This window comes from uncultured Sphingomonas sp. (assembly GCF_934560975.1).
GTDB lineage: Bacteria > Pseudomonadota > Alphaproteobacteria > Sphingomonadales > Sphingomonadaceae > Sphingomonas_I.
In genome coordinates, this window is sequence record NZ_CAKTFO010000024.1 from 1 (window position 1) to 24,066 (window position 24,066).

Below are 24,066 nucleotides of genomic sequence, written 5' to 3' on the forward strand. Positions count from 1 at the left end.
TCCTTGGCGACGGTGACGCCGTCCTTGGTGATGCGCGGCGCGCCGAAGCTCTTGTCGATCACGACGTTGCGGCCCTTGGGCCCCAGGGTCACCTTCACCGCGTCGGCGAGGATGTCGACGCCGCGCAGGATGCGCTCACGGGCGTCGCGGCTGAATTTCACGTCCTTGGCTGCCATGTGGCTACCTTTCTGATGTGAGGATGTTGGAAAATCGGAAGGTGCGAAGGGGTGTCGTGGCTTAGCCGACGATGCCCAGAATATCGCTTTCCTTCATGATCAGCAGATCTTCGCCGTCGAGCTTGACCTCGGTGCCGGACCACTTGCCGAACAGGATGCGGTCGCCGGCCTTGACGTCGAGCGGGGTGATGGTGCCGTTTTCCGCACGCGCGCCGCCGCCGACGGAGACGACTTCGCCTTCCTGCGGCTTTTCCTTGGCGCTATCGGGGATGATGATGCCGCCGGCCGTCTTTTCCTCGGCCTCCACGCGGCGAACCAGCACGCGATCGTGCAGCGGACGAAAAGCCATGTTTGTCCCTTTCCTGCAACAAGGACGGGATACGGTTCAGCCGCGCCCGCCCAAATGCCTGATTGAATCCGTTGGCACTCAGCGTGGCCGAGTGCCAGGCCGCATATGTGGAGCATGGCCGGGCGCGTCAACTGCCCCGCACCGGAAATTTGGTAGGGCGGTGGTCCGGCACGCTTGGGCGGTCAGGCGTGGATGACCTTGCCGAGTGCCGCCGCGATGCGGCTGATGTTGATCGGCTTCTCGCATTTGGGAACATGGGCGAAGCGTTCGGGCAGCACGCTGGGGTCGTAGCCCGTGGTGAAGATCATCGGCACGCCGCGGTCGATCAGCAGGTCGGCCAGCGGAAACGCCGGCTTGCCGCCAAGGTTGACGTCCAGGATCGCCCCGTCGGGCAGCGCCTCTCCATCCAGCAGCGCCAGCGCGCGCTCGACGCTCGGCACCGGGCCCAGCACCATCGCGCCTTCATCCTCCAGTTCCAGCGCCAGTTCGTCGGCAAGCATATACTCGTCCTCGACCACCAGGATGCGGCGGCGGTGCAGGGGGCGATCAGGTATGGTCATGGTCCCTCGCTGCGTTGCTGGTCGGACAGGGCCGATATGGTGCAGCTACGCGATCGCTTTCCAGAACATAGGTTGTTGCGCGCGCCAAAAGCCCACGGCCTGCCTCAAACCGGCGTGCTGGAGCTGCGCACCAGGCCGATCCGTTCGCGCCGCGCCCAGCGGGCGAGTAGCAGGACGGACACCACCGCCAGCCCGGCGGCCAGGCCCAGCCAGATGCCCCGTCCCTCCAGGTGCAGCCCGAAGCCGAGCAGGATGGCGGTGCCGAAGCCGACCACCCAATAGCCGAACAGGGCGATCAGCATCGGCACGCGCGTGTCCTGGATCCCGCGCAGCACGCCGGCCGCCACCGCCTGTGCCCCATCCACCAGCTGAAACATGGCGGCAATGGCAAGATATTGCACGGCCAGCGCCACCACGGTCACGTTGCCGGGCGCATCCACATCGATATAGGCGCTGACGAACAAGCGGGGTGCTGCCCACATGGCGAGCGCGGTCAGCCCCATGAAGCCGATGCCGATCGCCAGCGCGACTCGCCCGGCGCGCGCTACCCATGCCGCATCGCGCGCGCCATAGGCCATGCCGACGCGGATGGTGGCGGCCTGCGCCACGCCGAACGGCACCTGAAAGGCGACTGCCGCGATGTTGAGGGCGACGGCATGGGCCGCCACCTCGATCACCCCGATCAGGCCCATCAGCATCGCCGCCCCGCCGAACAGCGCGCCTTCAAACACCCAGGTCAGCATGATCGGCAGGCCGAGCCGCACGATCTCGCGGAAGCGGGGCCATTCGGGGCGCCACCAGCGGCCGAACAGGCGATAGCGGCGCAGGTGCGGGTCCAGCAGCAGGATCAGCCCATAGGCAAGCGCCATCACCGAAAGGCTGAGCACGCTCGCCATGGCGGACCCCGCCAGTCCGAGCGCGGGAAAGCCGGCATTGCCGAACACCAGGCACCAATTGGCCAGGATCGACACGCCCAGCGCCAGTCCCGTGACCAGAAACGCCCAGCCCGGCCGGCCGAGCGCGGCGGCGGCGGTGCGCATGATCCCGGCCGCCACGCCCGGCACCAGCCCCAGCAGCACGATGTCCATGAAGTGTCCGGCGCGGCGCGACACCTCCGCATCCTGCCCGGACAGCAGCAGCAGGGTTTCGCCATGCGCCAGCATCAGCAGCACCGGCACCGCGCCCGCCATGCCGACCCACAAGGCCATCCGCACGCTCCGCCGCACCTCCCGCACCGCATGGCGGCGGCGGCCGAGTTCGGCGGCGATCAGCGGGGCGGCGGCGCTGGTCAGCCCGATCAGCGCATAGGTGGTGAGGTTGAACAGGAACACACCCAGCGTCGCGGCGGCAAGGTCGAGCGGGGACAGGCGCGCGACAAAGATCACGTCCACGCCGCTGACCGCCATCTGCAACAGGTTGGCACCCACCAGCGGCCCGGCGAGCCGCAGCAGGTGGCGCAACTCGTCCATGGTGGTGGACGGCGGGCCCTCCGTCAGCGGAGCAAGGGGAGTGGACACGTCCATGACGGATGGGCTTTAGGGTCAAGCACCCGCCTCCGCCAGCGCACAGGCCGTTCCGCCGGCGCGTGGGGGAGGGGGGTGTTCGCACAGGAGCACGGCGCCCCCGTGCAACGCTTTCCGCAAGGCGGCGTTTGTCCCCATCATTGTTCCTCTTGTGCAAGGCGGCGCTTCGCTGCACCCTGCACCGGGCGACCGAAAACCGACGGGAGGCTGATGCGCGACGCGTTTGACGAGGTGTGGGGCACGGCCGGCGATCGCCGGGGCCGTCCCGGATTCACCGACCTTGCCGCCTGGATCGCGAACACGCCGCGCCACGAGCTCGACCGTCGCCAGAAGGCCGCCGAAGCGGCATTCCGACAGCTCGGCATCACCTTCGCCGTTTATGGCGAGGAGGAATCGGCCGAACGCATCATCCCGTTCGACATCGTGCCCCGTATCTTCACCCATCCCGAATGGGAAAGGCTGAAGGACGGGCTGATCCAGCGGGTGGAGGCGATCAATGCCTTCCTGGCGGACGTGTACGGCCCGCAGAAGATCATACGCGACGGCGTGGTTCCGCCCGAACTGGTGCTGACCAACCCGCAATTTCGCGGCGCGCTGCACGGACAGAAACCACCGCACGGCGTGTTTGCGCATATCTGCGGCATCGACCTGGTGCGCACCGGGCCGGACGATTTCTTCGTGCTGGAGGACAATGCCCGCACGCCGTCCGGCGTCAGCTACATGCTGGAAAACCGGGAGGCGATGCTGCGGCTCTGCCCCGAACTGTTCCGCATGTTCCCGGTCTGCCCGGTGGATCGCTATCCCGACCAGTTGCGCGACACGCTGCGTTCCGTGGCCCCGCGCGGCGCCGCGTCGGAACCGGTGTGCGTGCTGCTGACGCCGGGCCACTTCAACTCCGCTTTCTACGAACACAGCTTCCTGGCGGATTCCATGGGGATCGAACTGGTCGAGGCGGCGGACCTGGAGGTGGATGACGACATCGTCTGGATGCGCACCATCGACGGGCGGGTGCGGGTGGATGTGATCTATCGCCGGATCGACGACGATTATATCGATCCGCTGGTATTCCGGCCGGATTCGCTGCTGGGCGTGCCGGGGCTGATCGCCGCCTATCGGGCCGGCAACGTGGCCCTGGTCAACGCGCCGGGCACCGGCATCGCCGACGACAAGGCGATCTACAGCTACATGCCGGAAATCGTGCGTTATTATTCGGGCGGCGATGCCAGGCTGCCCAATGTGGAGACCCATCGCTGCCGCGAGCCGGAGGCGCTGCGTTACGTGCTGGACCATCTCGAAGAGCTGGTGGTGAAGCTGGTCGACGGCTCCGGCGGCTACGGCATGCTGGTCGGCCCCACCGCCAGCAGGCAGCAGATCGAGGAGTTCCGCGCCGCCCTGATCGCGGAGCCGCACCGCTACATCGCGCAGCCGACCCTGGCCTTGTCCACCGTGCCGACCCTGACCGAACAGGGCGTGGCGCCGCGCCACGTCGACTTCCGCCCGTTCGTGCTGACGGGCGCTGAGGGCGTCCATATCGTGCCGGGCGGACTGACCCGGGTGGCGCTGCGCGAAGGGTCGCTGGTGGTAAATTCCAGCCAGGGCGGCGGCACCAAGGACAGCCTGATCCTGTCCGAGGTCGGGCCGGACCCGATCCAGAGCCAGAGCCAGAGCCAATCCGGCCAGGGTCAGGGCCAGACGCAGGGGCAAGGGTGACATGCTGAGCCGCACCGCCGCCTCGCTCTACTGGATGGGCCGCTACATGGAGCGAGCCGAATTCACCGCGCGCCTGATCGAGGCGACCCTGCGCCTGGACGCCCTGTCCGCCCGCCCGGCCGGCAAGGCGGCGTGGGAAAGTGCCTTGCAGGTCGTCGACGCCGACTGCGCCTTTGCCGGGACCGAACGTGCGGCCGATCCGCAGGCCGTGTCCGGCTACCTGACGCTGGCGGCGGACAATCCCAACTCGATCCGGTCCTGCCTGGATGCGGCGCGCAACAACGCCAAGTCGGTCCGCACCGCGTTGACCCGCGACGTGTGGGAGGCGATCAACCGCGCCTGGCTGGGCCTGCGCGGCCTGGCTACCACCGGCGGCTATGAGGAAACGCTGGCGCTGACCGCGATGATCCGGGCGGAAGCGCGCGGGTTCGAGGGCGGGCTGCAGCGGATGCTGCGCAACGAGGCCTATCATTTCGTGGGCCTCGGCGCCGCGATCGAGCGGGCGGACAACACCGCCCGCCTGATCGATGTCAAATATCACCTGCTGCTGCCCGAAGGCGAAAAGGTGGGCGGCGTGATCGACCGCGATCAGTGGACCACCATCCTCCAGACCGTGTCGGCCAACACCGCCTATCGCTGGCTGTACCGCGACGGGCTGAAGCCGTGGCTGGTGGCGGACATGCTGATCCTGCGATCGGAACTGCCGCGCAGCCTGGCCGGCGCGACCGAGACCGTGGTCGGCCATCTGGCGGAGATCGCCAAGCGGCTGGCACGGCAGGGCGAGGCCGACCGGCTGGTGCGCCGCCGCCAGACGACGCTCAGCCGCACCAGCATCGACGCGGTGTTCGGGCAGGGGCTGCACGAATATCTGGAGGCTTTTCTGATCGAGAATGCCGAACTGGATCGGGCGATCGGCGCGCAGTTCCGGTTCGCCTGAACGCGCGCCTGTTGCCGGGACGCACCGTCGCATAGAAAGGATGGGCCATGCGCCTGTTCGTACGCCATCGTACCCATTACCGTTTCCAGGAACCGCAGGCCCGGCTGGTGCAGCTGCTGCGAATGACGCCGGGCGATCATGCCGGACAGAATGTGGCATCCTGGTCGATCGACGTGGATCGCGACGTGCGGTTGAAGCCCGCGCGTGACGGCTATGGCAATGCCACCACCATGCTGTACGTCGACGGTCCCCTCGACGGCATCGTCATCACGGTGGCGGGCGAGGTGCTGACGGAGGATCGCGCCGGCCTGGTCAGCGGCACGCCCGAGCCCCTGCCGCCTTTGGCTTTCCTGCAGCCCACGCCCGCGACCGCCGCCGACGCGGCCATTCGCGACTTCGTGGCCGATCTGCACCTCGCCACCGATCCGTTGACGGGGGCGCACATGCTGGCGGAGGCGATCCACGACCGGATGGTGCTGGAGGATCCCAGGCTGGATGACGACCACCGCGCCGCCGCCGTGTTCGCATCCGGGCGGAGCGATGCGCGTGGGCTGGCGCAGCTGCTGATCGCCGCCGCGCGCACGGCCGGCTATCCGGCGCGCTATGTCGCGGGCCATCTGTTCCGGCCTTATGAGGCGGAAACCAAGGCGGCGCATGGCTGGGCGGAGCTTTACGTCGACGGCTATGGCTGGATCGGCTTCGACGCCCATGAAGGCCGCTGCCCAACCGACTGTTACGTGCGGGTGGCGGTCGGGCTCGACCATCGCGAGGCTGCCCCGGTAGCCGGCGCGCGCATCGGCGGCGGCGGAGAGGTGCTCGACATCAATGTCCATGTCGGGCTGGAACCGCCGCAGCCGGACTGATTTGCGCGGGTTAACAGTGCATTAAGCATGGTCACGCGATCGATGGTTACCATTTTGCGCCATGCCCCGTTCACGCGGGCCGATCCGCTGAGTAGGTAGCACAATGTTGCATAGCTTCATCAAGCGGAGCCCGGCTGAACCGCGCGAACGTCGACGGGACATGCGCCACGCCGTGGTGCAGGAAATCGCCAAGCTGGTATGGGCCCATGGCGAGGAATTGTGCATCGTCCGCGATGTCGCGCCCGGCGGGCTGCGGGCAGAGATCTATCGTTCGATGCCGATCGGCGCCGACGTGCGCTGCGAGTTGCGAACCGGGGGGACGCTGAGCGGGAACGTCGCCTGGGTGCGTGACGGCCATGTCGGAATCGGTTTCGCGGAACGCGTGCCCATGTCGTCCATCCTTACCCAATGTTCGCTCGATCCGCGCGTCGGCACGATCCGCCAACCGCGCGTTCAGGCCGACATGCCCGGCTCGCTGCGGATCGATTTCCGCGACACGCCGGTGCGGATCCGCAACGTGTCGCAGGGCGGCCTGTTGGTGGCGGGCGAGGAGCCGGTGCGGCCGGGCGGCCGCTGTCAGATCGAGGCGAAGGGGCTGGAGATGCGCGCCGCCACCGTCGCCTGGTGGAGGGACCAGGAAGGCGGCCTGATGCTGGCCAAGCCGCTGTCGTTCGAGGAATTCGCGGCCTGGCGCATGGAGGCCTGATCGGGGCCGCACCAGGGAGCCTGCCGGCAAGGTTCGCGTTCTCTCCCCTTGAAAAGGAGACGAATCATGGCCAGCCCGAACGACCCGAATGCCAATGATGCCGCGCCGATCGTGCCGCCGGCCCCCGGCCAGTCCAAGAGCATGAACCCCGACACCGGTAAGGCGACGGACAGCGAAGCCGCCGGTGCCGATGGGCGCGGCACGGGCGGAAGCGCACCGCGCGACGGCGAGAAGTAAGTACCGGCCCTCCGCCGCCGCCGTGAGGCATGGGCGGCGGAGGGGCTTTCCGTCCGTTACCGCTGGAACATCGCCACGGCGTCGCGCCGGAACTGCGCGGCGCTGTCCGGGCGGCTGTAATACATGTGGCCGCCGGGATAGAGGGCCAGCTTCACCCGCTGCGCCTGACCGAAGGACGGCATCTGGTCGATCACCAGACGGCTGGCGAAATAGGGGCAGGACAGGTCGTCCATGCCGTGGGCGATGATCACCGTCATCTTGGGATCGGCCGAGATGGCGCGGCGCAGGTCGCCCACCGGCTTGTCGCTATTGTCGCGATCCCACGCCTGGTTCACCGCATAGGACAGCAGGTTATAGCGTGCCTGCACCTTCCACCCGACCTGATTGGTCATCAGGTCGACCGCAGCACTGGTGGTCGGCGCGATGATCGAGACGAGTAGGGGATCGTTGGACTGCTGCTCGACCGATCCGGGGAAGGGATCGAATGCGGTGACGTTTGAATCGTAGATCGATCCGATTGCCTTCTGGTCGCGATGCACCTCACGCAGGTAGGTGCGGACGCCGACGCGCCCCTCCAGACGGCGGACCAGCACCGGATCGAGCCCGGTATAGCCCGACACGCGCGTGGTCAGACGCTCGATCGCCTGCGGGTCCGACCGGCCGCGGAACAGGTCGGTCGCGAACTCGCTGCGGGTATAGGATTCGACGTCGCCCAGCGCCGCCTCGCTCAGCTTGCCGTCCCGCTCCAGCTTGGCCGCCGCCATGGACGGCAGCGACACCATGTAGGGCAGGGGCGACAGGGCATTGTCGTCGCTGTCCACCGCCATCGGGTTGAGATAGGGCGACACCAGCACGATGCCGTTCAGGCCCACGCCCAGTTCGCTCTGCATGTAATAGGCCAGGCGCGGCACGCGGTAGCCGCCATAGCTTTCACCGATCAGATATTTGGGCGAGGTCAGCCGGCCATTCTTGTTGAGCCAGTCGAACACCACGCGGCTGAGATATTCGATGTCCGTCTTGGCGGTGTAGAAATCGCGCTTGGTGCCGGCCTCGTCCTCCAGGCTGCGGCTGAAGCCGGTGCCGACCGGATCGATGAACACCAGGTCGGTCAGGTCGAGCCAGCTGTTGGCATTGTCGCGCGCGATCGCCGGATCGGACGGGGCATCGCCCTGCGCCCCGAATTGCAGGCGCTTCGGACCGATCGCGCCGAAGTTCAGAAAGGCTGAGGATGCGCCGGGACCGCCGTTGAAGGCGAAGGTGACCGGGCGACCGGCGGCGGCGCGGCCCGGCACTGTGTAGGCGGTATAGACGACCTCCCCGATTTTCTTGTTCTTGGCGTCGAACACCGGGATGGTGCCGACGGTCACCTCGTAATTCAATGACTTGCCGGCGATCACGGCCGACTGGCGCACCGTCTTGTCGGCGGGCAGCGGCGGCACGTCCGGCTTGTCCGCGGCGGCAGCAGCGGGTTTTTCGGCCGGTTCGGCGGCCAGGACGGGCAGGGGCGCTGCCAACAACAGGGCAAGAAGAGCGGTGCGCATGGGGATCGGCTCATTCGCAAGAGGGCGGACGGCGGCATCAAGCAAAGCCTTGCCGTCGCCGCAAGCAGGAACGGCGGCGGGCATGCCGCGTTTGGCGCTCACTTAGGAGAATGATGATGGCCGACGATCAGAACAGCCCGTCCGACACGCCGACCCCGACGCCTACCCCGGAGGTGCGCGAGGGCATCGACGCGAGCGACAGCCGCCGGCTGCAGCGTGACCCGTCCGACGAGGACGCCAAGCTGGACGTGGCGCTGGACGAGACGTTTCCGACCTCCGACGCGCCGTCCAACACCCAGCCGGGCAAGGGCAAGGATCCGGCCCCGTCATCCGGCTATGATCCGGAAGCCGAGGCGCGGATGAAGGGCGGCGAATAACGCCTCCCGCCTCCGCTCGGCGCAAACCGGCTGGCTGTTGCGCAAAAGCCATGTTGCGCCGCAACATGTTCTATGATGTCATTCCCGTGACAGTGGTGACGCAGGGTAAGCGCCCGGAAACGTCTGTGCGCTAACCCGGCGTCCTTCTCTGGTGGGAGGGCGTTATGGGTGCGGAAATGCGGCGGGCCTTTGGTGCGACGAGCCTGGCCGAGATGAAGGAATTTGCGGGCTTCCCTGCCGCCACCCAGCGTTATGTTCGCCGCGCGCTCGACATCGGTCTGGGCCGGCAGGACGCGACGCGCCGCTGGTCGCGCGATCTGGTCGAGGCGGCCAGCATCAAGGCGCAGGCCCGCATCTATGGCCGGCTGGACCATATCCGCCACCACCTGCCCGACGATAGCGGGCTGGATCAGGTGGAGCCGTTCTTCACCCCGCTGGTCACCATGACCGCGTTCGACCTGGGGCAGGGGCGGATCAACAGCTTCTCCGCCTACCGCTTCCTCTACGAACGGCTGATCGGTGGCGGTGTGCGGCCGTGGCTGCCTGGCGCGTTCTGCGCGGCGGCGGCGATGCCGATCCTGCACCCGGAAAAAAGACGCAGCCTGCTCCAGTCGATCAGCGAAGCGGCCGCTACGGCCCCGGGCTGGTCCAACCGCCAGCCCTGCTTCTTCCCCGAATGGGTCGACAAGGTCGAGGAGCCACTGCCCAGCTGACCAGGCACGGGTCCGTCCAGCCGCCGCTACGCACCCCGTGTCCCCGCGGAGGCGGGAGCCCAGGCGTCCAATCATCACCCGTCAGGCATTCGGGCTTACGTAGACGCCACCAAGACGGGCCTACCTACCGACACGCGCTCCACATGCCGCCCCGATCGGTGTCGTCCAGGTGGAAGTGATCGCGGTGGGCGGCGTTGTAGTCCGGCGACAAGGTGGTGGTGAAGGCGCGGCACGCCCCTTCGCGCACCGCATGGAGGAAGCGGGCGGCCTTGTCCGTGCCCGGCCAGTCGCCCGCAACCGTGACGCGCGTGCCGTCTGCAAAGCGGAAGCCGGCAACGTCGATCGCGCGGGCGGCGGCATGCTGGCTCCACCCGCCGGTGGAGCGGCCGTACATGCGGCGGCACGCATAGGTGCCGAAATGGTCGATTCTGACCACGCGTGACCCCATGATCGCCTCGGCGGCGGGCTGGACCACCTCGCGCTCCCATACCGCAAGGCTGGCGGCGAGCGGGCAGGCGAGCGTCGGTCGCGCCGGGCTGTAGGCCAGATGCCGCAGCCCGCCGGGCGCCCAGCTGACAGCGTCATCATAGCCGCACTCGCCCCGCGCCACCGCCGGCAATGTGCGATATGCGATCCGTGCGGTGTCGAGCAGCGCGCGGCAGGCGGTGCCGTCCAGCCCGGCAATCTTGCCGGCGGTGGCGCGGCCGAGCGGCGCGTCCAGGTCCAGCGGAGCCCAGGGCAGGTCCGCCGGCTCCATGCCCGGCAGGATGACGGCCAGGCCAAGCGCCGCCGTGACGGCAAGCGCCAGCGCCCAGGCGAGCAGTCGTCTGATCCCACGCAGGAACGCCATCGCTTTCCCCGACGTTCGACGGCATGAGGCGTTCCGTAAACCTCTTGCCATTCACCGGAGACAGAGCCGATGCCCGCCACCCGCCTGACCACCAAGCGCGTCGAAAAGCCGTGGGGCCGCCGCGACCTGTGGCCTGCCTTCGATTCGGTGCCCGAAGGCGGCGCGCCGGTCGGCGAGATCTGGTTCGAAGTGCCGGGCGCGCAGGACGGCAGCAGCGAGGGGCCGGAGCTGCTGATCAAATATCTGTTCACCAGCGATCGCCTGTCGGTGCAGGTCCACCCCGACGATGCCGGCGCCCAGGCCAAGGGCTATCCGCGCGGCAAGGACGAAGCGTGGGTGATTCTGGCGGCGGACCCACATGCCTCGATCGCGATCGGCACCCTGAACCCGATGACCAAGGACGAACTGCGCGCCGCGTCGCTGGACGGTTCGATCGAGCAACTGCTCGATTGGAAGTCGGTCAAGAAGGATGACAGCTTCTACACGGCGGCCGGCACCGTCCACGCCATCGGGCCAGGCCTGACCCTGGTCGAGGTGCAGCAGAATGTCGACCTGACCTATCGCCTCTACGATTATGGCAGCGATCGCGAACTGCACCTGGATGACGGCGTCGCCGCGAGCGAGCCGGTCCCCTATGTCGCCCCCTACAAGCCGCACAACCTGAGCGATGGTCGCCGCATCCTGGCGGATTGTCCCAAGTTCGTGCTGGAACGCTGGACCGCTGCTGGCGTGGGCACGCTCAGGAGCGACGGTCGCCCGATCTGGCTGATCCCGCTGTCGGGCGGCGGCACGATCGGGGACGAGGCGCTGGAGGCCGGTGGCGTCTGGCTGGCGGATGCCGAAACCCCGCTGGCGCTGGATGAAGGCATCGACATGCTGGTTGCCTATCCGCATCAGGGCGTGATCGCGGACATCTGGCCACGCTGATCGCGTGAAGGGCGGGGCGTCGGCTTTCCTCTGGCTGCCCCTGCCTTGCCGGGGCGGTTCCCGGTCGATCTGACCCGTAATTCTGCGGACGCGGGAGCACGACGGGTGATGCATCCTGATCGCAAACCGTCCAGATATCCCACGGGGTACGGCACTTGCGCCGCGCCGGCTCGTTGCCTCTGCCTTGCAGGAGAGGATCGTGCCGGAAGTTTTGAGCGCAGGCTTGTGGGGGCTGGTCGGCGGTTCCGCCTTGGTGCTGGGCGCCGCCGTCCCATATCTGGTCGCCTTGCCGCAGCGGCTGATCGCGGCGGTGATGGCGATCGGGTCGGGCGTGCTGATTTCCGCCGTCGCCTTCGACCTGATGGACGAGGCCTACAAGCAGGGCGGCTTTGACGCGACGGCAACCGGCTTCCTGGGCGGGGCGATCGTCTATACGCTGGCCAACGTCCTGCTGTCCCGCCGTGGCGCGCGCCACCGCAAGCGGTCCGGCGCCAATCCGGATGCGCGCCAGCCGAGCGCCGACAGCAATTCGGGCGCGGCGATCGCGGTCGGCGCGCTGCTGGACGGCATCCCGGAATCGGTCGTGATCGGCACCAGCCTGATCGGCGGAGGCGGGGTGAGCGCGGTGATGGTCGCCGCCGTGTTCCTGTCCAACGTGCCCGAAGGGCTCGCCAGCGCGGCCGGCATGAAGACGGCGGGGCGGGCGGCGGGCTACGTCTTTGCGGTGTGGATCGGGATCGCGGTCCTGTCCGGCATCGCGGCGATGGTCGGCAATGCGGCGTTGGCGGGGGCCTCGCCCGATTTGATCGCGGCGGTGACGGCGGTAGCGGCGGGTGCGATCCTGGCGATGCTGGTCGATACCATGATCCCCGAGGCGACGGAGGCGACCCACGATTATTCGGGGCTGATTGCGGTCGCCGGTTTCCTGATCGCCTTCATCCTCACCAAGCTTGGCGGCTGATTTAGCGGTTCAGCCTTTGCAGCAGCATGGCGCGCAGCCGACGCGCCGATCTGTCGTCCAGCGGGGCCAGCGGGCCCTGCGCCACGTCGGGCAGATGGGCGGCGGCGCGGTCGGCGGGGCCGAACACATAATAATCGAACAGCGCCCGCCAGGCCTGCTTCTCCTGCGCCGGCCGGTCGCGCAGGCTGAGCAGTCCATGCAGCAGGGTGTTCATCGGCGTGTCCATGAAGGCGGGCACGTCGTTCCACCAATAATTGACCATGATGTTGAAGGGGGCGAGCGCCTCCACATGGTGCCACCACAAAGCGGGGTAGATCAGTGCATCGCCCGGCTCCAGCTCCGCCACCTGCGCCGCCGCCATCGCTTCCGCAAAACCGGGGAAACGGTCCAGATCGGGTGCGCGGAAGTCCACCAGCGAGATCACCTGCCCGCCCGGCGTCGGCTCCAGCGGACCGGGATAGAGGTTCGCCACCTGCTCCGGCGGGAACAGGGTGAAACGCCGCCGTCCGATCAGGGTGCAGGCGATGTTGTTGGACATATCGTGGTGTGCCGTCGCGATGGTGCGCGTGCCGATCCAGATGCTCTTCACCACGCGCGCGAACATCGGGTCGGCCAGGCCCAGGTCGTTGTCGGCCGTCAGACCCGGGAAATAGCCGTCGAGGTCGGCCGATCCCACATAGAAGGAGGGGGCGGCGGGATCGTCGAGCCGCGCCAGCATCCGGCCGAGATAGGCGTCCAACTGCACCCGTTCGGCGGCGAAATTGAGCGTGGTCAGCGTCTCGTCGGCGTAGAAATAGCGGCCGCCCACCTCATGCGGGGCGGTGTAGCCGGCGGCGGGCCGGCCATTGTAGAAGCGCAGCAGGTAGTCGACAGCGGCCCGGGGCGAGGTCCGTCCGGCCGCCACCAGGGGCCAGTCGGCGGCGAGCCCGCGCAGGATCAGCGGCTCGCCCGCAGCGAGCAGGTCGCGCCACGGCACCTGTTCGGGCCGCAGCCCCTGCACCTCGCGGGCGGGGCGCGGCGTTGCCGGCATCGGCCGCATTCAGCCCCTGGCCTGGATGCGGTTCTTGCGGTCGATCAGGTGCGACACATTGCCGAGCGACGACGCGGCCATGATAGCGGCGCGCAGCAGCCCGCTGCGGTGGAGGCGGTCCAGCGCCTCGCCCGACAGGTCGGTCAGCGCCTGCTGGTCGATCGTGTAGACGTCGGTCAGGTCATAGCCCCGTTCGTCGTCCAGCCGGATTTCGAGCGCGACCGGCTGCAGCAGGCCGGCGCGTTCATATTCGGCATAGACCTGGGGCGCGGTTTCCACCCCTTCGAACAGGACGCGCAGCACGGCGGCGACATGATCGAGATACGGCGCGTTGCCGCCATGTTCGAGAAACAGGGGCAGCCCGTCCTCCACCCCGACGCGGAGGTCGTCCAGGTCGAGGTGGATCCTGGGGTCGGCGGGCGCATCCGATCCCGCCTCCGCCTGGTGCAGCGCGATGGAGAAGGGGCCGCGCCGCGCGATGGCGGGGACGTAGCGGCTGGTCCAGCGGTCACCGTCGAGGAACAGGTTTTCGTCGCGGTCGAGACCCAGCAGCGCCAAGGCCCGAAAGCCGTCCTGGTCGCGGCGGAAGATGATCGGGAAGTCGCGCTGTGCTTCCTCGAACTCGCTCGGGAAGATCAGCATCTGGTTCACGCCATCGCCGTGATCGGCCCCATGCACCGGGGCCACGCGCAGATCGTGATGGTCGACATTGTTGAGCAGGACGCGGTTCATGGATGCCAAGCCTTCATGCACTGTCTTGTTCGGCCCGCGCGGGTGGAGCGGTCGGTCGACGGGAGTCTAGCAATGGGCCTGATCGCCCGCCAAAGAAAAAGGCCGCTGCGTCCACAGCGGCCTTTCCCTTCGTGGTTGGTGCAACCGATCAGAAGCGGTAGCGCGCGCCGACCAGGAAGCGCGGCTTCAACTCCTGGGCGAACACCAGGTTTTCCTTGCTCCGGGCATATTGCCGGACCGGTTCGCTGGTGAGGTTGATCGCTTCCAGCGACACGGCGATGTTCTCGCTGACGTCGTAGCTGATGTTCGCATCCAGCGTGCCGAACGGAGCCACGAACAGCGGGTTGCGGTTCGCGCCCTGGTTGGTCGCCGCCAGATACTTGGCGCGCCAATTGTATGACACGCGCGCCGACAACCCGTTCTTGTCGTAGATCGCGGTGGCGTTCGCGCTGTCACCCAAGCCCGTGAGGGCGAAGATGTTGACGGTCGGGTCGGCATACGGATCGACGTTCACGTTGCCGCTCACCTTCGTGTACGAGCCCGCGAAGCCGAAGCCGGTGTTACCGAAGAAGTGCGTCAGCGCGAATTCGAAACCGTGGATCTTTCCGTCCTGGTTGTTGAGTGGCTGCTTCACCGCGAAGTTGGCCAGCGGATCGGTATCGTTCGGCGTGATGTCCGTCCGGGTCAGCACATCCTGGACGAACTGGCCGTTCAGCTCGCCATTGGCAAAGTTCTGGTTGAAGATGGCATCCGTCGCCGCGACGTTTCCGCCATTTTCCTGCAACAACGCCGTGTAGGTGAACAGGTTGATATCCGTCAGCGGGATCTGACTACCGCGCAGCCGCTCCAGCGCCGTGCCGGAACGTGAGCCCGGCGCACCGGCGCTCGCATCACGAATGCCGAACAGGTTCCGGTTGATCACACCAGTACCGATGAAGTTGCGCACCCGCTTGTCGAAGAAACCGACCGACACGAAGCTAGATGGCTTATAGTACCATTCGATCGAGACGTCGAAGTTGTCGGACAGAAGCGGCTTCAGCGCCGGATTCTGCGAATTGGCCGGGGCTACGCCGCCCAACGCGGTGGGACGCGGCGGCCCCCCTTCAAGCGCGCCGGTTGCGAACAACTGGCCATAATTGGCACGGGCCAGCGTGCGGCTGAACGAAACGCGTGCCTTTACGTTGCGCACAAGATCCATGTTGAAGTCGAGCGAAGGCAGCAAGTTGCTGTACCGGCCACGGCCGCTGACCGCCGTGCTCGTACCCGCATCGTCGACGAAGAAGTCGTTGTCCGCCGCCCAGCGGAGGATCGACACGCCCTGAACGCCGGTGGACTTCACCCGCGTCTGTTCATAGCGGACGCCGATCACGGCATTCGCGTTGCGACCCGCGATTTCGCCGCCCCAGGTCAGCTGCCCGTAAGCCGCCCAGGTCTTCTCGCGCACGGTGTCGTCCAACGGCGTGCCGTTGGTCGGCGCCTTGCCACGCTCCGAATAATATGGGCTGAAGATGTTCAGCAGGTCGATGGCATCGCCCCGGAATGCCACCAGCGACGAGCCCGAAGAGTTCGGCTTATAGTGGTCGAACTTGCAGGTGAGGCAGAACGTGTCGAGCAAATCGCCGGCAAGCTGATTCGGCAGGCCGGTATCGCTGATGCCCCAGTCACCCAGCAACTGGGTGGTCTGGTTTACGCGCGACGTCATCTTGGTATCGATATAGTTGCCGCCGAAGTCGAACCGGCTGCCCTCGCCAAGATCCCAGCCGATCTGCGCGCGGCCTTCGTTGATCCGCTGGCTTTGTCGCGACGTGGCGGTGCGCGCCACCTGCGTGCCGAGATCCGCCACATCGAGCTGGTTGTTGCAGTTGCCGCCACGCGGCGTGCAGTCATTGATCGTTTCCGCTTGCTGCGGGAAGCCGGTCGAGAAATCCAGCGTCTGGGTTTCGCGGACCGGCGCACCGATCGAGAACAGCACGGACGACGTGCCGTTCGGATTGTCCGGCGACGACTTGGACGTCGAGTGATGACCGTCGAGCGTCAGGGTCAGGTTGTCGGCGAATTCCCATTTGCCGTTGGCACCAACCGACTTGAGCTGGTTCTTGATCCCGAACGCCTGCTGCTCATAGCCCTTGTCGGCCAGCTTGGCTTCCGAAAGAAAGATGGCCGTCGCCATCTGATCATTGTCGTCGAACGTGACGCGATTGAACGGCCGCTGGAACCAGTTGGTCTGCTCGCTCCGGCGCTCGCGCAGCTTGTTCTGCGCGAACAGGCCGTCGACGGAGAGTTCAAGCGTATCGGTCGGCTTGAATTGCAGCACCGCCTGCGCGTTGATGCGTTCACGCCGGTTTTCCGACAGGGCGTAGCGGCTGTCGTTGGGGATCAGCACATAAGGCGCGGTGGGGCGATTTTCGACCACTGCCCCCGGTGCAAGGTACGTACCGCCGCTGGCGAAGAAGTCGGCCGTGGGAACGACGTTCCAGTAATTCGGATTGGAATTGACCGACGCCGAATGACGCAGCTGATAGCTGCCGAACACCGATGCGCCGAAGGTCTGGTCCGGATTGCTCCAGCTCAGCACGCCCGACACTTCGGGTGTGATCCGGTGCTTCTTGCCCTCGGCATCCTCGATCGAGTTGTCGTAGAGCGCCTTGCCGCCGATCGATCCGGACAGGCCCGTTTCACGGGCGTCCAGCGGCTTGCGGGTAACGATGTTGATTGACGCGCCGATGCCGCCCGACGGGATCGAGGCGCGGCCGGTCTTGTAGACTTCAAGCGTGCTGACGCCTTCCGACGCCAGATTCTGGAAGTCGAACGAGCGGCCGGTGCCGCGCGCAAAAGCATTGGAACCGCTGACGTCGACGTTGGATGCCGGCAGCTGGCGGCCGTTCACCGTCACCAGGTTGAAGTCGCCCGAGAAGCCGCGGACGGAGACCTGCGAACCTTCGCCGTTCACGCGGTTGATTGAAACGCCGGTGATACGCTGAAGCGATTCAGCCAGGTTGGTGTCCGGGAACTTGCCGATATCCTCGGCCGAAATGGCGTCCACCACACCGGCGGAGTTGCGCTTGATGTCAATTGCCCGGTTCAAAGATGCGCGAACGCCGGTAACCACGATCTCGTCGGAACTGGCCCCCGCCGTATCCTGCTGCGCCTGGGCTTCGCCGACGCCGACAGGCTGGGCGTTGGTGGCGGTTGCGCCCTGCGCGTCGATGCCGGCGCCGCTCTGCGCGTAGGCAGTTGCCGGAAGCAGCAAGCAGGCGGCGACGGCCATCATCGACGTCGAGCGCGCGAGCGCAGGCGAAAGCGTAAAGCTCTTCATACTCCCCTCCCTGTTCGGCCGCTCTTGGCGGCGGCCGATAACATTATGACCAGCACAGTTTGTGTGCCTCATGTGGCGAGTAACATACCGACTTATCCTGTCAACAAAGCCAAGAGGAGGAACAGCATCTACTATAGCAAAGCAATTTTCGTTATTCACTGCCGACATGATAAGTAGTGGTAGCGGTCACATTTGTCTGACTTTATACATATTGCGCCACGCCATTGCTATTCTGCGATTTTTGTGTGGATGTTCGCAGCTGCAACATGGCTGCGTGATGAGAATGCCACACCGGGTAAAATTTGACGGATGCGAAGGATGAAGGCCATGGCGCGCAGTGGGGAATGAAGGGCCGTCGAACCTGATCCGCGAACGACCGGGCACGTCATCTACCCGAGGGTGACGGACGCGCCCGGCCGCTATACAGCGCCTCCGGCATGACTCCGCTCGAAGCGCTCCGTAACACCTTCGGCTATCACGATTTCCGCGGACGGCAGGCCGATGTGATCGCCCGCGTCATGGCGGGGCAGGACACGCTGGCGGTGATGCCGACCGGCGCCGGCAAGTCGCTGACCTACCAGATTCCGGCCCTGTGCCGGCCGGGCACGGGCCTCGTCCTCTCGCCGTTGATCGCCCTGATGCACGATCAGGTACGCAGTGCCGAGGCGGTCGGGATCCGCGCCGCCGCGCTCACCTCGGCCGACGACAATCGCGAGGAGACGGTGCGCCGTCTTCAGGCCGGCACGCTGGACCTGCTCTATGTCGCGCCGGAACGGGCCAACATGGAGGGGTTCCGGCGGATGCTGGCGGGCGTGCCGCTGGCGCTCATCGCCATCGACGAGGCGCATTGCGTATCCGAATGGGGACACGATTTCCGGCCCGATTACCGTCAGTTGCGCAGCCTGCTGGAGGCGCATGCCGGCGTGCCCCGCCTGGCGCTGACCGCCACCGCCGACCGCCATACGCGTGCCGACATCCTGGCGCAGCTGGGCATCGAGGAAGACGGCCTGATCCTCGCCGGGTTCGACCGGCCCAACATCAGCTACACGATCAGCCCGCGCGACGGCCTTGCCCGCCAATTGTCGCGCCTGATCGCGGACACGCCGGGCCCCGGCATCGTCTACGCCCAGAGCCGCGCCGAGACCGAGAAACTGGCCCATGCGCTGCAACAGACCGGTAGGCCGACCCGCGCCTACCATGCGGGGCTGGAGGCGGCGCAGCGTCAGGCGAATGCCGCCGCCTTTGTCCAGTCGGAGCAGATGGTGATGGTGGCCACGGTCGCCTTCGGCATGGGCATCGACAAGCCGGACGTGCGCTTCGTCGCCCATGCTGGCATCCCCAAGTCGATCGAGGCCTATTACCAGGAAACGGGCCGCGCCGGCCGCGACGGCGACCCCGCCGTGGCGCAATTGTTCTGGGGGGCGGAGGATTTCGCCCGCGCGCGCCGCCGGATCGAGACGGAGGTGGAGGACGGGCGGCGTGGCGGCGAGCGTCAGCGACTCAACGCGCTGGCAGGCCTCGTCGAGGCGACGGGATGCCGCCGCGCGATCCTGCTGCGCCATTTCGGGGAGGATCCCCCGCCCGCCTGTGGGGCGTGCGACAATTGCCTCAACCCGCCCGCGTCGATCGACGCCACCGAATTGGCCCGCAAGCTGCTGTCCGCGGCCTTTCGTACCGAGATGCGGTTCGGCGTGGGCCACCTGACCGACGTGCTGGCGGGCCGCGAGACGGACAAGGTGCTGGGGCAGGGGCATCACCGCCTGTCCGTGTTCGGCATCGCGGACGACGAGGAGCTCAAGCTGGTCAAGCCGGTCGCGCGCGCGCTGCTGGCGCGCGATGCATTGCGCGCGGACGATTATGGCGGCCTGTCCTTCGGCCCCGCCGCCAAGCCGATCCTGAAGGGGCAGGAGGCGCTGTCGGTGGTGCTGCCGCCCAAGCGCGCCAAGGCGTCGCGGCGGCGGGACGATGCGCCGGACGATCCGCTGTTCGAAGCCCTGCGCGACCGCCGCCGCACCCTGGCGCGGGAGCAGGGGGTGCCGCCTTATGTCATCTTCCACGACGCGACCTTGCGCGAAATGGCGGCGGTGCGCCCGGCCACGCTGCGGGCGCTGGGCGAGATCAGCGGAGTCGGCGCGCGCAAGCTGGATGCCTACGGCGCCGCCTTCCTGGAGGTGATCCGCGACGCCGCCTAGGCGGTCGGCGCGACCTGGTCGGCCACCGTCGCGCCGCGCTTGCCCATCGGCTGCGGATGGCCGGTGGTGGTGTCGCCCGCCACCTGCCGCTCCATTTCCGCATTGATCTCCGCCCCGAGCAGGATCGCATAGGCCGAGACGTAGAGCCACATCAGCAGCACCACGACGGCCCCTAGCGAGCCATAGGTCGCGTTGTAATTGCCCAGCGTCGCGGCATAGGCGCCGAAGCCCAGGGTCGCGATCAACCACAGCACGGTGGCGAGTGCCGAGCCGATGCTCAGCCAGCGCCATTTCGCATCGGCGCGATCGGGGGCAAAGCGGTACGCGGCGGCGATGCCGAAGCTGGCCAGGCAGGCCGCCACCAGCCATGTCGCCGCGCTGATCGCCGCCGTGGCGATCGGGCCCAGCCCTTCCACCAGCTTGCCGATCAGCGCCAGCGCCGATGCGGCGAGGATGCCGGTCACCCCGACCAGGATCGCGCCGATGATCAGCACGAAGGAGATGATGGTGGTCCAGATGATGTTCCGCCGCTCATGCTGTTCGTAGACGACGTTCAGTGCCATGATCACCGCGCCGCTCGCCCGGGTCGCGCCATAGATGGAGATCAGCAGCGCCACGACCAGGCCGATCCCCTTCTTGCTGGACGCGGTGGTGACGAGATTGATCAGCTGATCCAGGATCAGCTTGGCGGCATCGCGCGGCACCAGCTGGATCACCGTCTGCATATGGCTGGAGATGGTCGCCGGGTCCGCGATCAGGCCATAGGTCATCACCAGCGCGCCGAGCAGAGGCACGATCGACAGAAAGCCATAAAAGGCGACACCCGCCGCCATCAGGCTGATATTGTCGTCACCCGTCTTGGCATAGACGCGCCACAATATCTCCTTCCATGCCCGCATCGGCAGGTGGGTCGGGCTCTTGGCATCCCGGCCATGCGGGTCGGTGGTCACGGTAGAATCGTCCATATTCGCTCCCTATGCGCCTCCCCGAACGCGCGAAGTGGCGGTAAGTGGCCTCCCATGTCCCGCGAACGCGACTTCATCGCCTGCCTTGCCGCTTTCGCCCACGACCCTGCCGCGCGCGGGCTGACCGACGATGCGGCGGTGCTGAGCCTGGGTGGGCGGCAGCTGGTGGCGACCCACGACATGCTGGTGGAAGGCGTCCACTATCTGCCCGACGATCCGGCGGAGGATGTCGCGTGGAAGCTGGTGGCGGTGAACCTGTCCGACCTTGCCGCCAAGGGCGCGCGGCCGCTGGGCGTGCTGCTGGGCTACCCGCTGGCGCGCGAGAGCGCGTGGGACATGGCCTTTGTTGGGGGATTGCGGCGCGTGCTCGATCGCTTCGCGGTGCCGCTGCTGGGGGGCGACACCGTGTCCGTGCCGCGCGGCAGCGCGCGCCAGCTGGGGCTGACCGCCCTGGGCGAAACCGAGCGGGCGCCGGCGCGATCGGGCGCGCGGGACGGCGACCTGCTCTATGTGACGGGCCTGATTGGTGCGGCGGGATTGGGCCTCCACATGGCGCGCGACGGCGTTGCCGGGCGGCCGGAATGGCTGGCCGCCTATCGCCGCCCGACGCCGCGACTGGCGGAAGGGCAGGCGTTGGCCCCGCGGGTCCATGCCATGGCGGACATATCGGACGGGCTGCTGATCGACGCCGCGCGCATGGCGGAGGCGAGCGGCCTGTCGGTCGAGATCGATCTGGAGCGGGTGCCGTGCGCCGAATCGGCGGGCGATCGGCTGGCGGCGGTAACGGCAGGCGACGATTACGAGCTGCTGGTGGCGGCGCGTATCGGCTTAACCCTTCCGCAATCCGGACATGCGACGCTGACGGCGGTAGGTCGTTTCGCCAAAGGGCGCGGCCTGACCCTGGTCGAGGCGGGGCGGCCGGTCCCGCCGCCACAGCGGTTGGGATATGAACATGGGACGCCTTGATTTCCGGCATGTCACCATTGCGCTGGCCGGCCTGATCTGCGGATCGTTGGCGGCGATCGGCCTGATTCATTAGCTTTCGGCGGCTTGCTTGCCGCGTCATCCAAGTCGTTCTAGCATCCCACCCATAACAATGCGGACGGAGAGCCGCTTTTGCTTGGGGATGAGGCATGCTGATCGTGCATTTGGCCATCGCCTGCGGGTTGTTGGCCGTTATCTATGGTATCGTAACCGCCGCGCAGGTGTTGAAACTGCCCGCCGGCAACCAGCGCATGCAGGATATTGCCGGCGCGGTGCAGGAAGGCGCGCGCGCCTATCTTGCCCGGCAATATACCGCGATTGCAGTGGTAGGGCTGATCGTCGTCACCCTCGTGTTCGTCTTTCTCGGCGCGACTTCGGCGGTCGGCTTCCTGATCGGCGCGATATTGTCCGGCGCGACCGGCTTTGTCGGCATGAACATCTCCGTAAAGGCCAATGTCCGCACGGCGGAGGCGGCACGCGGCAGCCTGCAGGGCGGGTTGACCACCGCGTTCCGGGCGGGCGCGATCACCGGCATGCTGGTGGCGGGGCTGGGCCTGCTCGCGATCAGCGTCTTCTTCTGGTATCTGGTGGGGCCAGCCGGCCATGCGCCGACCGACCGCATCGTCATCAACGGCCTGGTCGCGCTCAGCTTCGGCGCGTCGCTCATCTCCATCTTCGCGCGGCTGGGCGGCGGCATCTTCACCAAGGCGGCCGACGTGGGCGCCGACCTGGTCGGCAAGGTCGAGGCGGGCATTCCGGAGGATGACCCTCGCAATCCGGCGGTGATCGCCGACAATGTCGGCGACAATGTCGGTGACTGCGCCGGCATGGCGGCCGACCTGTTCGAAACCTATGTCGTGACCCTGGGCGTGACGATGGTGTCGATCGCTTTGTTCGTGGGCGGCGCGCCCGACCGGATCCTGCGCCTGATGTCCCTGCCGCTGATCGTGGGCGGGGCGTGCATCGTCACCTCCATCATCGGGACCTATTTCGTGCGGCTGGGCGGCAACGGCTCGATCATGGGCGCGCTCTACAAGGGCTTCTGGGTGTCGGCGATCCTGGGGGTGGCCGCGATCTACGGCGTGACCCGCTATACGCTGGGTGATCTGGATGCCGTGATCGGCGGCGCGCGCGCGGCGGCGGGACCGGAGGTGGAGGGCCAGGTGGCGGCGGGTATCGGCGCGTTCACCGGCATGGACCTGTTCTGGTGCATGGCGATCGGCCTGGCGGTGACCGGCGCGCTCGTCTGGATCACCGAATATTATACCGGCACCAATTTCCGGCCGGTCAAGTCGATCGCGAAGGCGAGCGTCACCGGGCATGGCACCAACGTCATTCAGGGCCTGGCGGTCAGTCTGGAGGCGACCGCGCTGCCGACGCTAGTGATCGTGGTCGCGGTGGTCGCGACCTATCAACTGGCGGGCGTGATCGGCATCGCCTTTGCCGCGACGTCGATGCTGGCACTGGCCGGCATGGTGGTCGCGCTCGACGCGTATGGCCCGGTGACCGACAATGCCGGCGGGATCGCGGAAATGGCGGGTCTGGAGCATGACGTGCGCGAACGGACCGACGCGCTGGATGCGGTCGGCAACACCACCAAGGCAGTGACCAAGGGTTACGCCATCGGCTCGGCCGCGCTGGCGGCGTTGGTGCTGTTCGGCGCCTATACCGCCGACTTGCGGGAGTTCTTTCCTGGACTGGCGGTCGATTTCTCGTTGAGCAATCCGTACGTGATCGTCGGCCTGCTGCTGGGCGCCTTGCTGCCGTTCGTGTTCGGCGCGTTCGGGATGACGGCGGTGGGCCGCGCGGCGGGCGCGGTGGTGGTCGACGTGCGCGACCAGTTCGCCTCCAACCGCGGCATCATGGAAGGAACCAGCCGTCCCGATTATGCCCGCACCGTCGATCTGGTCACCCGCGCCGCGATCAAGGAGATGATCGTGCCGTCGCTGCTGCCGGTGCTGGCGCCGGTGGCGGTGTATTTCGTGATCCGCGCGGTGGCGGGGCAGAGCAACGGCTTTGCCGCTTTGGGCGCCCTGCTGCTGGGCGTGATCGTGTCCGGCCTGTTTGTCGCCATCTCCATGACGTCGGGCGGCGGCGCGTGGGACAATGCCAAGAAATATATCGAGGACGGCAACCATGGCGGCAAGGGATCGGACGCGCACAAGGCGGCGGTGACCGGCGACACGGTGGGCGATCCCTATAAGGATACGGCCGGGCCGGCGGTGAACCCGATGATCAAGATCACCAACATCGTGGCGCTGCTGCTGCTTGCCGCATTGGCGACCCACGCCGGCTGAGGGGCACGACGGGGAGAGCGCCGCCGCTCTCCCCTCCCCGATCGTGTCGGGATTGGCCAAGGTCGATCGTCCCTGTAGAGGGGCCGCATAGTCCAATGGTTTGAAGGACACTGGCGGGTT

Annotated in this window: 22 protein-coding genes; 12 read left to right on the forward strand and 10 right to left on the reverse strand. The window is 67.1% G+C overall.

The features are described 5' to 3' along the window. The 4 genes from Q0D93_RS12810 to Q0D93_RS12825 form a co-directional block, all read right to left on the reverse strand. Nucleotides 1-176: TCP-1/cpn60 chaperonin family protein (locus Q0D93_RS12810; RefSeq protein ID WP_294395081.1), on the reverse strand; the 176-nt coding region annotated here is incomplete at its 3' end. 61 nt (nucleotides 177-237) lie between these two features. Further along, nucleotides 238-525 (reverse strand): co-chaperone GroES, encoded by a 288-nt coding sequence (gene groES / locus Q0D93_RS12815; RefSeq protein WP_294395020.1) that lies wholly within the window; start codon nucleotides 523-525, stop codon nucleotides 238-240. Between the two features lie 182 nt (nucleotides 526-707). Then, a complete protein-coding gene (locus Q0D93_RS12820; RefSeq protein ID WP_294395022.1) occupies nucleotides 708-1,085 on the reverse strand; it encodes a response regulator in 378 nt (125 codons plus the stop codon). A 104-nt stretch (nucleotides 1,086-1,189) separates the two neighbouring features. Then, on the reverse strand, nucleotides 1,190-2,608 hold the full coding sequence (locus tag Q0D93_RS12825) for an MATE family efflux transporter (protein ID WP_294395024.1): 1,419 nt from the start codon (nucleotides 2,606-2,608) through the stop codon (nucleotides 1,190-1,192). Between the two features lie 210 nt (nucleotides 2,609-2,818). Between Q0D93_RS12825 and Q0D93_RS12830 the strand changes: the two genes are divergently transcribed. The 5 genes from Q0D93_RS12830 to Q0D93_RS12850 all read left to right on the forward strand — a co-directional run bounded on the left by Q0D93_RS12830 (nucleotide 2,819) and on the right by Q0D93_RS12850 (nucleotide 7,061). Next, nucleotides 2,819-4,318 carry a circularly permuted type 2 ATP-grasp protein gene (locus Q0D93_RS12830; RefSeq protein ID WP_294395026.1) on the forward strand — a complete coding sequence of 500 codons (1,500 nt, stop codon included), beginning with the start codon at nucleotides 2,819-2,821 and terminating at the stop codon, nucleotides 4,316-4,318. Between the two features lies 1 nt (nucleotide 4,319). Further along, nucleotides 4,320-5,255 (forward strand): alpha-E domain-containing protein, encoded by a 936-nt coding sequence (locus Q0D93_RS12835; protein ID WP_294395028.1) that lies wholly within the window; start codon nucleotides 4,320-4,322, stop codon nucleotides 5,253-5,255. Between the two features lie 47 nt (nucleotides 5,256-5,302). Further along, on the forward strand, nucleotides 5,303-6,118 hold the full coding sequence (locus tag Q0D93_RS12840; RefSeq protein WP_294395030.1) for a transglutaminase family protein: 816 nt from the start codon (nucleotides 5,303-5,305) through the stop codon (nucleotides 6,116-6,118). A 160-nt stretch (nucleotides 6,119-6,278) separates the two neighbouring features. After that, a complete protein-coding gene (locus Q0D93_RS12845) occupies nucleotides 6,279-6,824 on the forward strand; it encodes a hypothetical protein (RefSeq protein WP_294395032.1) in 546 nt (181 codons plus the stop codon). A 66-nt stretch (nucleotides 6,825-6,890) separates the two neighbouring features. Further along, a complete protein-coding gene (locus tag Q0D93_RS12850) occupies nucleotides 6,891-7,061 on the forward strand; it encodes a hypothetical protein (RefSeq protein WP_294395034.1) in 171 nt (56 codons plus the stop codon). 56 nt (nucleotides 7,062-7,117) lie between these two features. Here the strand turns inward: Q0D93_RS12850 and Q0D93_RS12855 are convergent, their stop codons facing one another. After that, entirely contained in the window at nucleotides 7,118-8,602 is a 1,485-nt protein-coding gene (locus tag Q0D93_RS12855; protein WP_294395036.1) for a peptidase S10, read from the reverse strand. 116 nt (nucleotides 8,603-8,718) lie between these two features. On the opposite strand from Q0D93_RS12855, the gene Q0D93_RS12860 reads away from it, so the two are divergent. Both Q0D93_RS12860 and Q0D93_RS12865 read left to right on the forward strand, forming a co-directional pair. Continuing rightward, on the forward strand, nucleotides 8,719-8,979 hold the full coding sequence (locus Q0D93_RS12860) for a hypothetical protein (RefSeq protein WP_294395038.1): 261 nt from the start codon (nucleotides 8,719-8,721) through the stop codon (nucleotides 8,977-8,979). 164 nt (nucleotides 8,980-9,143) lie between these two features. Beyond that, nucleotides 9,144-9,692: a hypothetical protein gene (locus tag Q0D93_RS12865; protein ID WP_294395040.1), complete on the forward strand. Its 549-nt coding sequence runs from the start codon at nucleotides 9,144-9,146 to the stop codon at nucleotides 9,690-9,692. 124 nt (nucleotides 9,693-9,816) lie between these two features. Here Q0D93_RS12865 and Q0D93_RS12870 read toward each other — a convergent pair whose 3' ends face one another. After that, a complete protein-coding gene (locus Q0D93_RS12870) occupies nucleotides 9,817-10,542 on the reverse strand; it encodes an extensin family protein (protein WP_294395041.1) in 726 nt (241 codons plus the stop codon). A 69-nt stretch (nucleotides 10,543-10,611) separates the two neighbouring features. Here Q0D93_RS12870 and Q0D93_RS12875 point away from each other — a divergent pair, with 69 nt between their 5' ends. Beyond that, nucleotides 10,612-11,469 carry a class I mannose-6-phosphate isomerase gene (locus Q0D93_RS12875; RefSeq protein WP_294395043.1) on the forward strand — a complete coding sequence of 286 codons (858 nt, stop codon included), beginning with the start codon at nucleotides 10,612-10,614 and terminating at the stop codon, nucleotides 11,467-11,469. Between the two features lie 199 nt (nucleotides 11,470-11,668). Continuing rightward, nucleotides 11,669-12,430 carry a ZIP family zinc transporter gene (locus Q0D93_RS12880; RefSeq protein ID WP_294395044.1) on the forward strand — a complete coding sequence of 254 codons (762 nt, stop codon included), beginning with the start codon at nucleotides 11,669-11,671 and terminating at the stop codon, nucleotides 12,428-12,430. 1 nt (nucleotide 12,431) lies between these two features. Here the strand turns inward: Q0D93_RS12880 and Q0D93_RS12885 are convergent, their stop codons facing one another. From Q0D93_RS12885 to Q0D93_RS12895, 3 genes are all read right to left on the reverse strand, one after another. Further along, a complete protein-coding gene (locus Q0D93_RS12885) occupies nucleotides 12,432-13,460 on the reverse strand; it encodes a cupin-like domain-containing protein (RefSeq protein WP_294395046.1) in 1,029 nt (342 codons plus the stop codon). Between the two features lie 9 nt (nucleotides 13,461-13,469). Further along, nucleotides 13,470-14,192: a SapC family protein gene (locus tag Q0D93_RS12890; RefSeq protein ID WP_294395048.1), complete on the reverse strand. Its 723-nt coding sequence runs from the start codon at nucleotides 14,190-14,192 to the stop codon at nucleotides 13,470-13,472. 148 nt (nucleotides 14,193-14,340) lie between these two features. After that, nucleotides 14,341-17,508 carry a TonB-dependent receptor gene (locus Q0D93_RS12895; RefSeq protein WP_294395051.1) on the reverse strand — a complete coding sequence of 1,056 codons (3,168 nt, stop codon included), beginning with the start codon at nucleotides 17,506-17,508 and terminating at the stop codon, nucleotides 14,341-14,343. Between the two features lie 437 nt (nucleotides 17,509-17,945). On the opposite strand from Q0D93_RS12895, the gene recQ reads away from it, so the two are divergent. Then, complete coding sequence (gene recQ / locus Q0D93_RS12900; protein ID WP_294395053.1) at nucleotides 17,946-19,700, forward strand: DNA helicase RecQ; 1,755 nt, start codon at nucleotides 17,946-17,948, stop codon at nucleotides 19,698-19,700. Here the strand turns inward: recQ and Q0D93_RS12905 are convergent. Then, complete coding sequence (locus Q0D93_RS12905) at nucleotides 19,697-20,665, reverse strand: YihY/virulence factor BrkB family protein (protein ID WP_294395054.1); 969 nt, start codon at nucleotides 20,663-20,665, stop codon at nucleotides 19,697-19,699. The two genes, recQ and Q0D93_RS12905, sit on opposite strands and share 4 nt — an antisense overlap. A gap of 54 nt (nucleotides 20,666-20,719) precedes the next feature. Here Q0D93_RS12905 and thiL point away from each other — a divergent pair, with 54 nt between their 5' ends. Together thiL and Q0D93_RS12915 are read left to right on the forward strand one after the other, a co-directional pair. Then, on the forward strand, nucleotides 20,720-21,631 hold the full coding sequence (gene thiL, locus Q0D93_RS12910; protein WP_294395058.1) for a thiamine-phosphate kinase: 912 nt from the start codon (nucleotides 20,720-20,722) through the stop codon (nucleotides 21,629-21,631). 167 nt (nucleotides 21,632-21,798) lie between these two features. Further along, nucleotides 21,799-23,946: a sodium-translocating pyrophosphatase gene (locus Q0D93_RS12915; protein ID WP_294395060.1), complete on the forward strand. Its 2,148-nt coding sequence runs from the start codon at nucleotides 21,799-21,801 to the stop codon at nucleotides 23,944-23,946. Nucleotides 23,947-24,066: the final 120 nt, after the last annotated feature.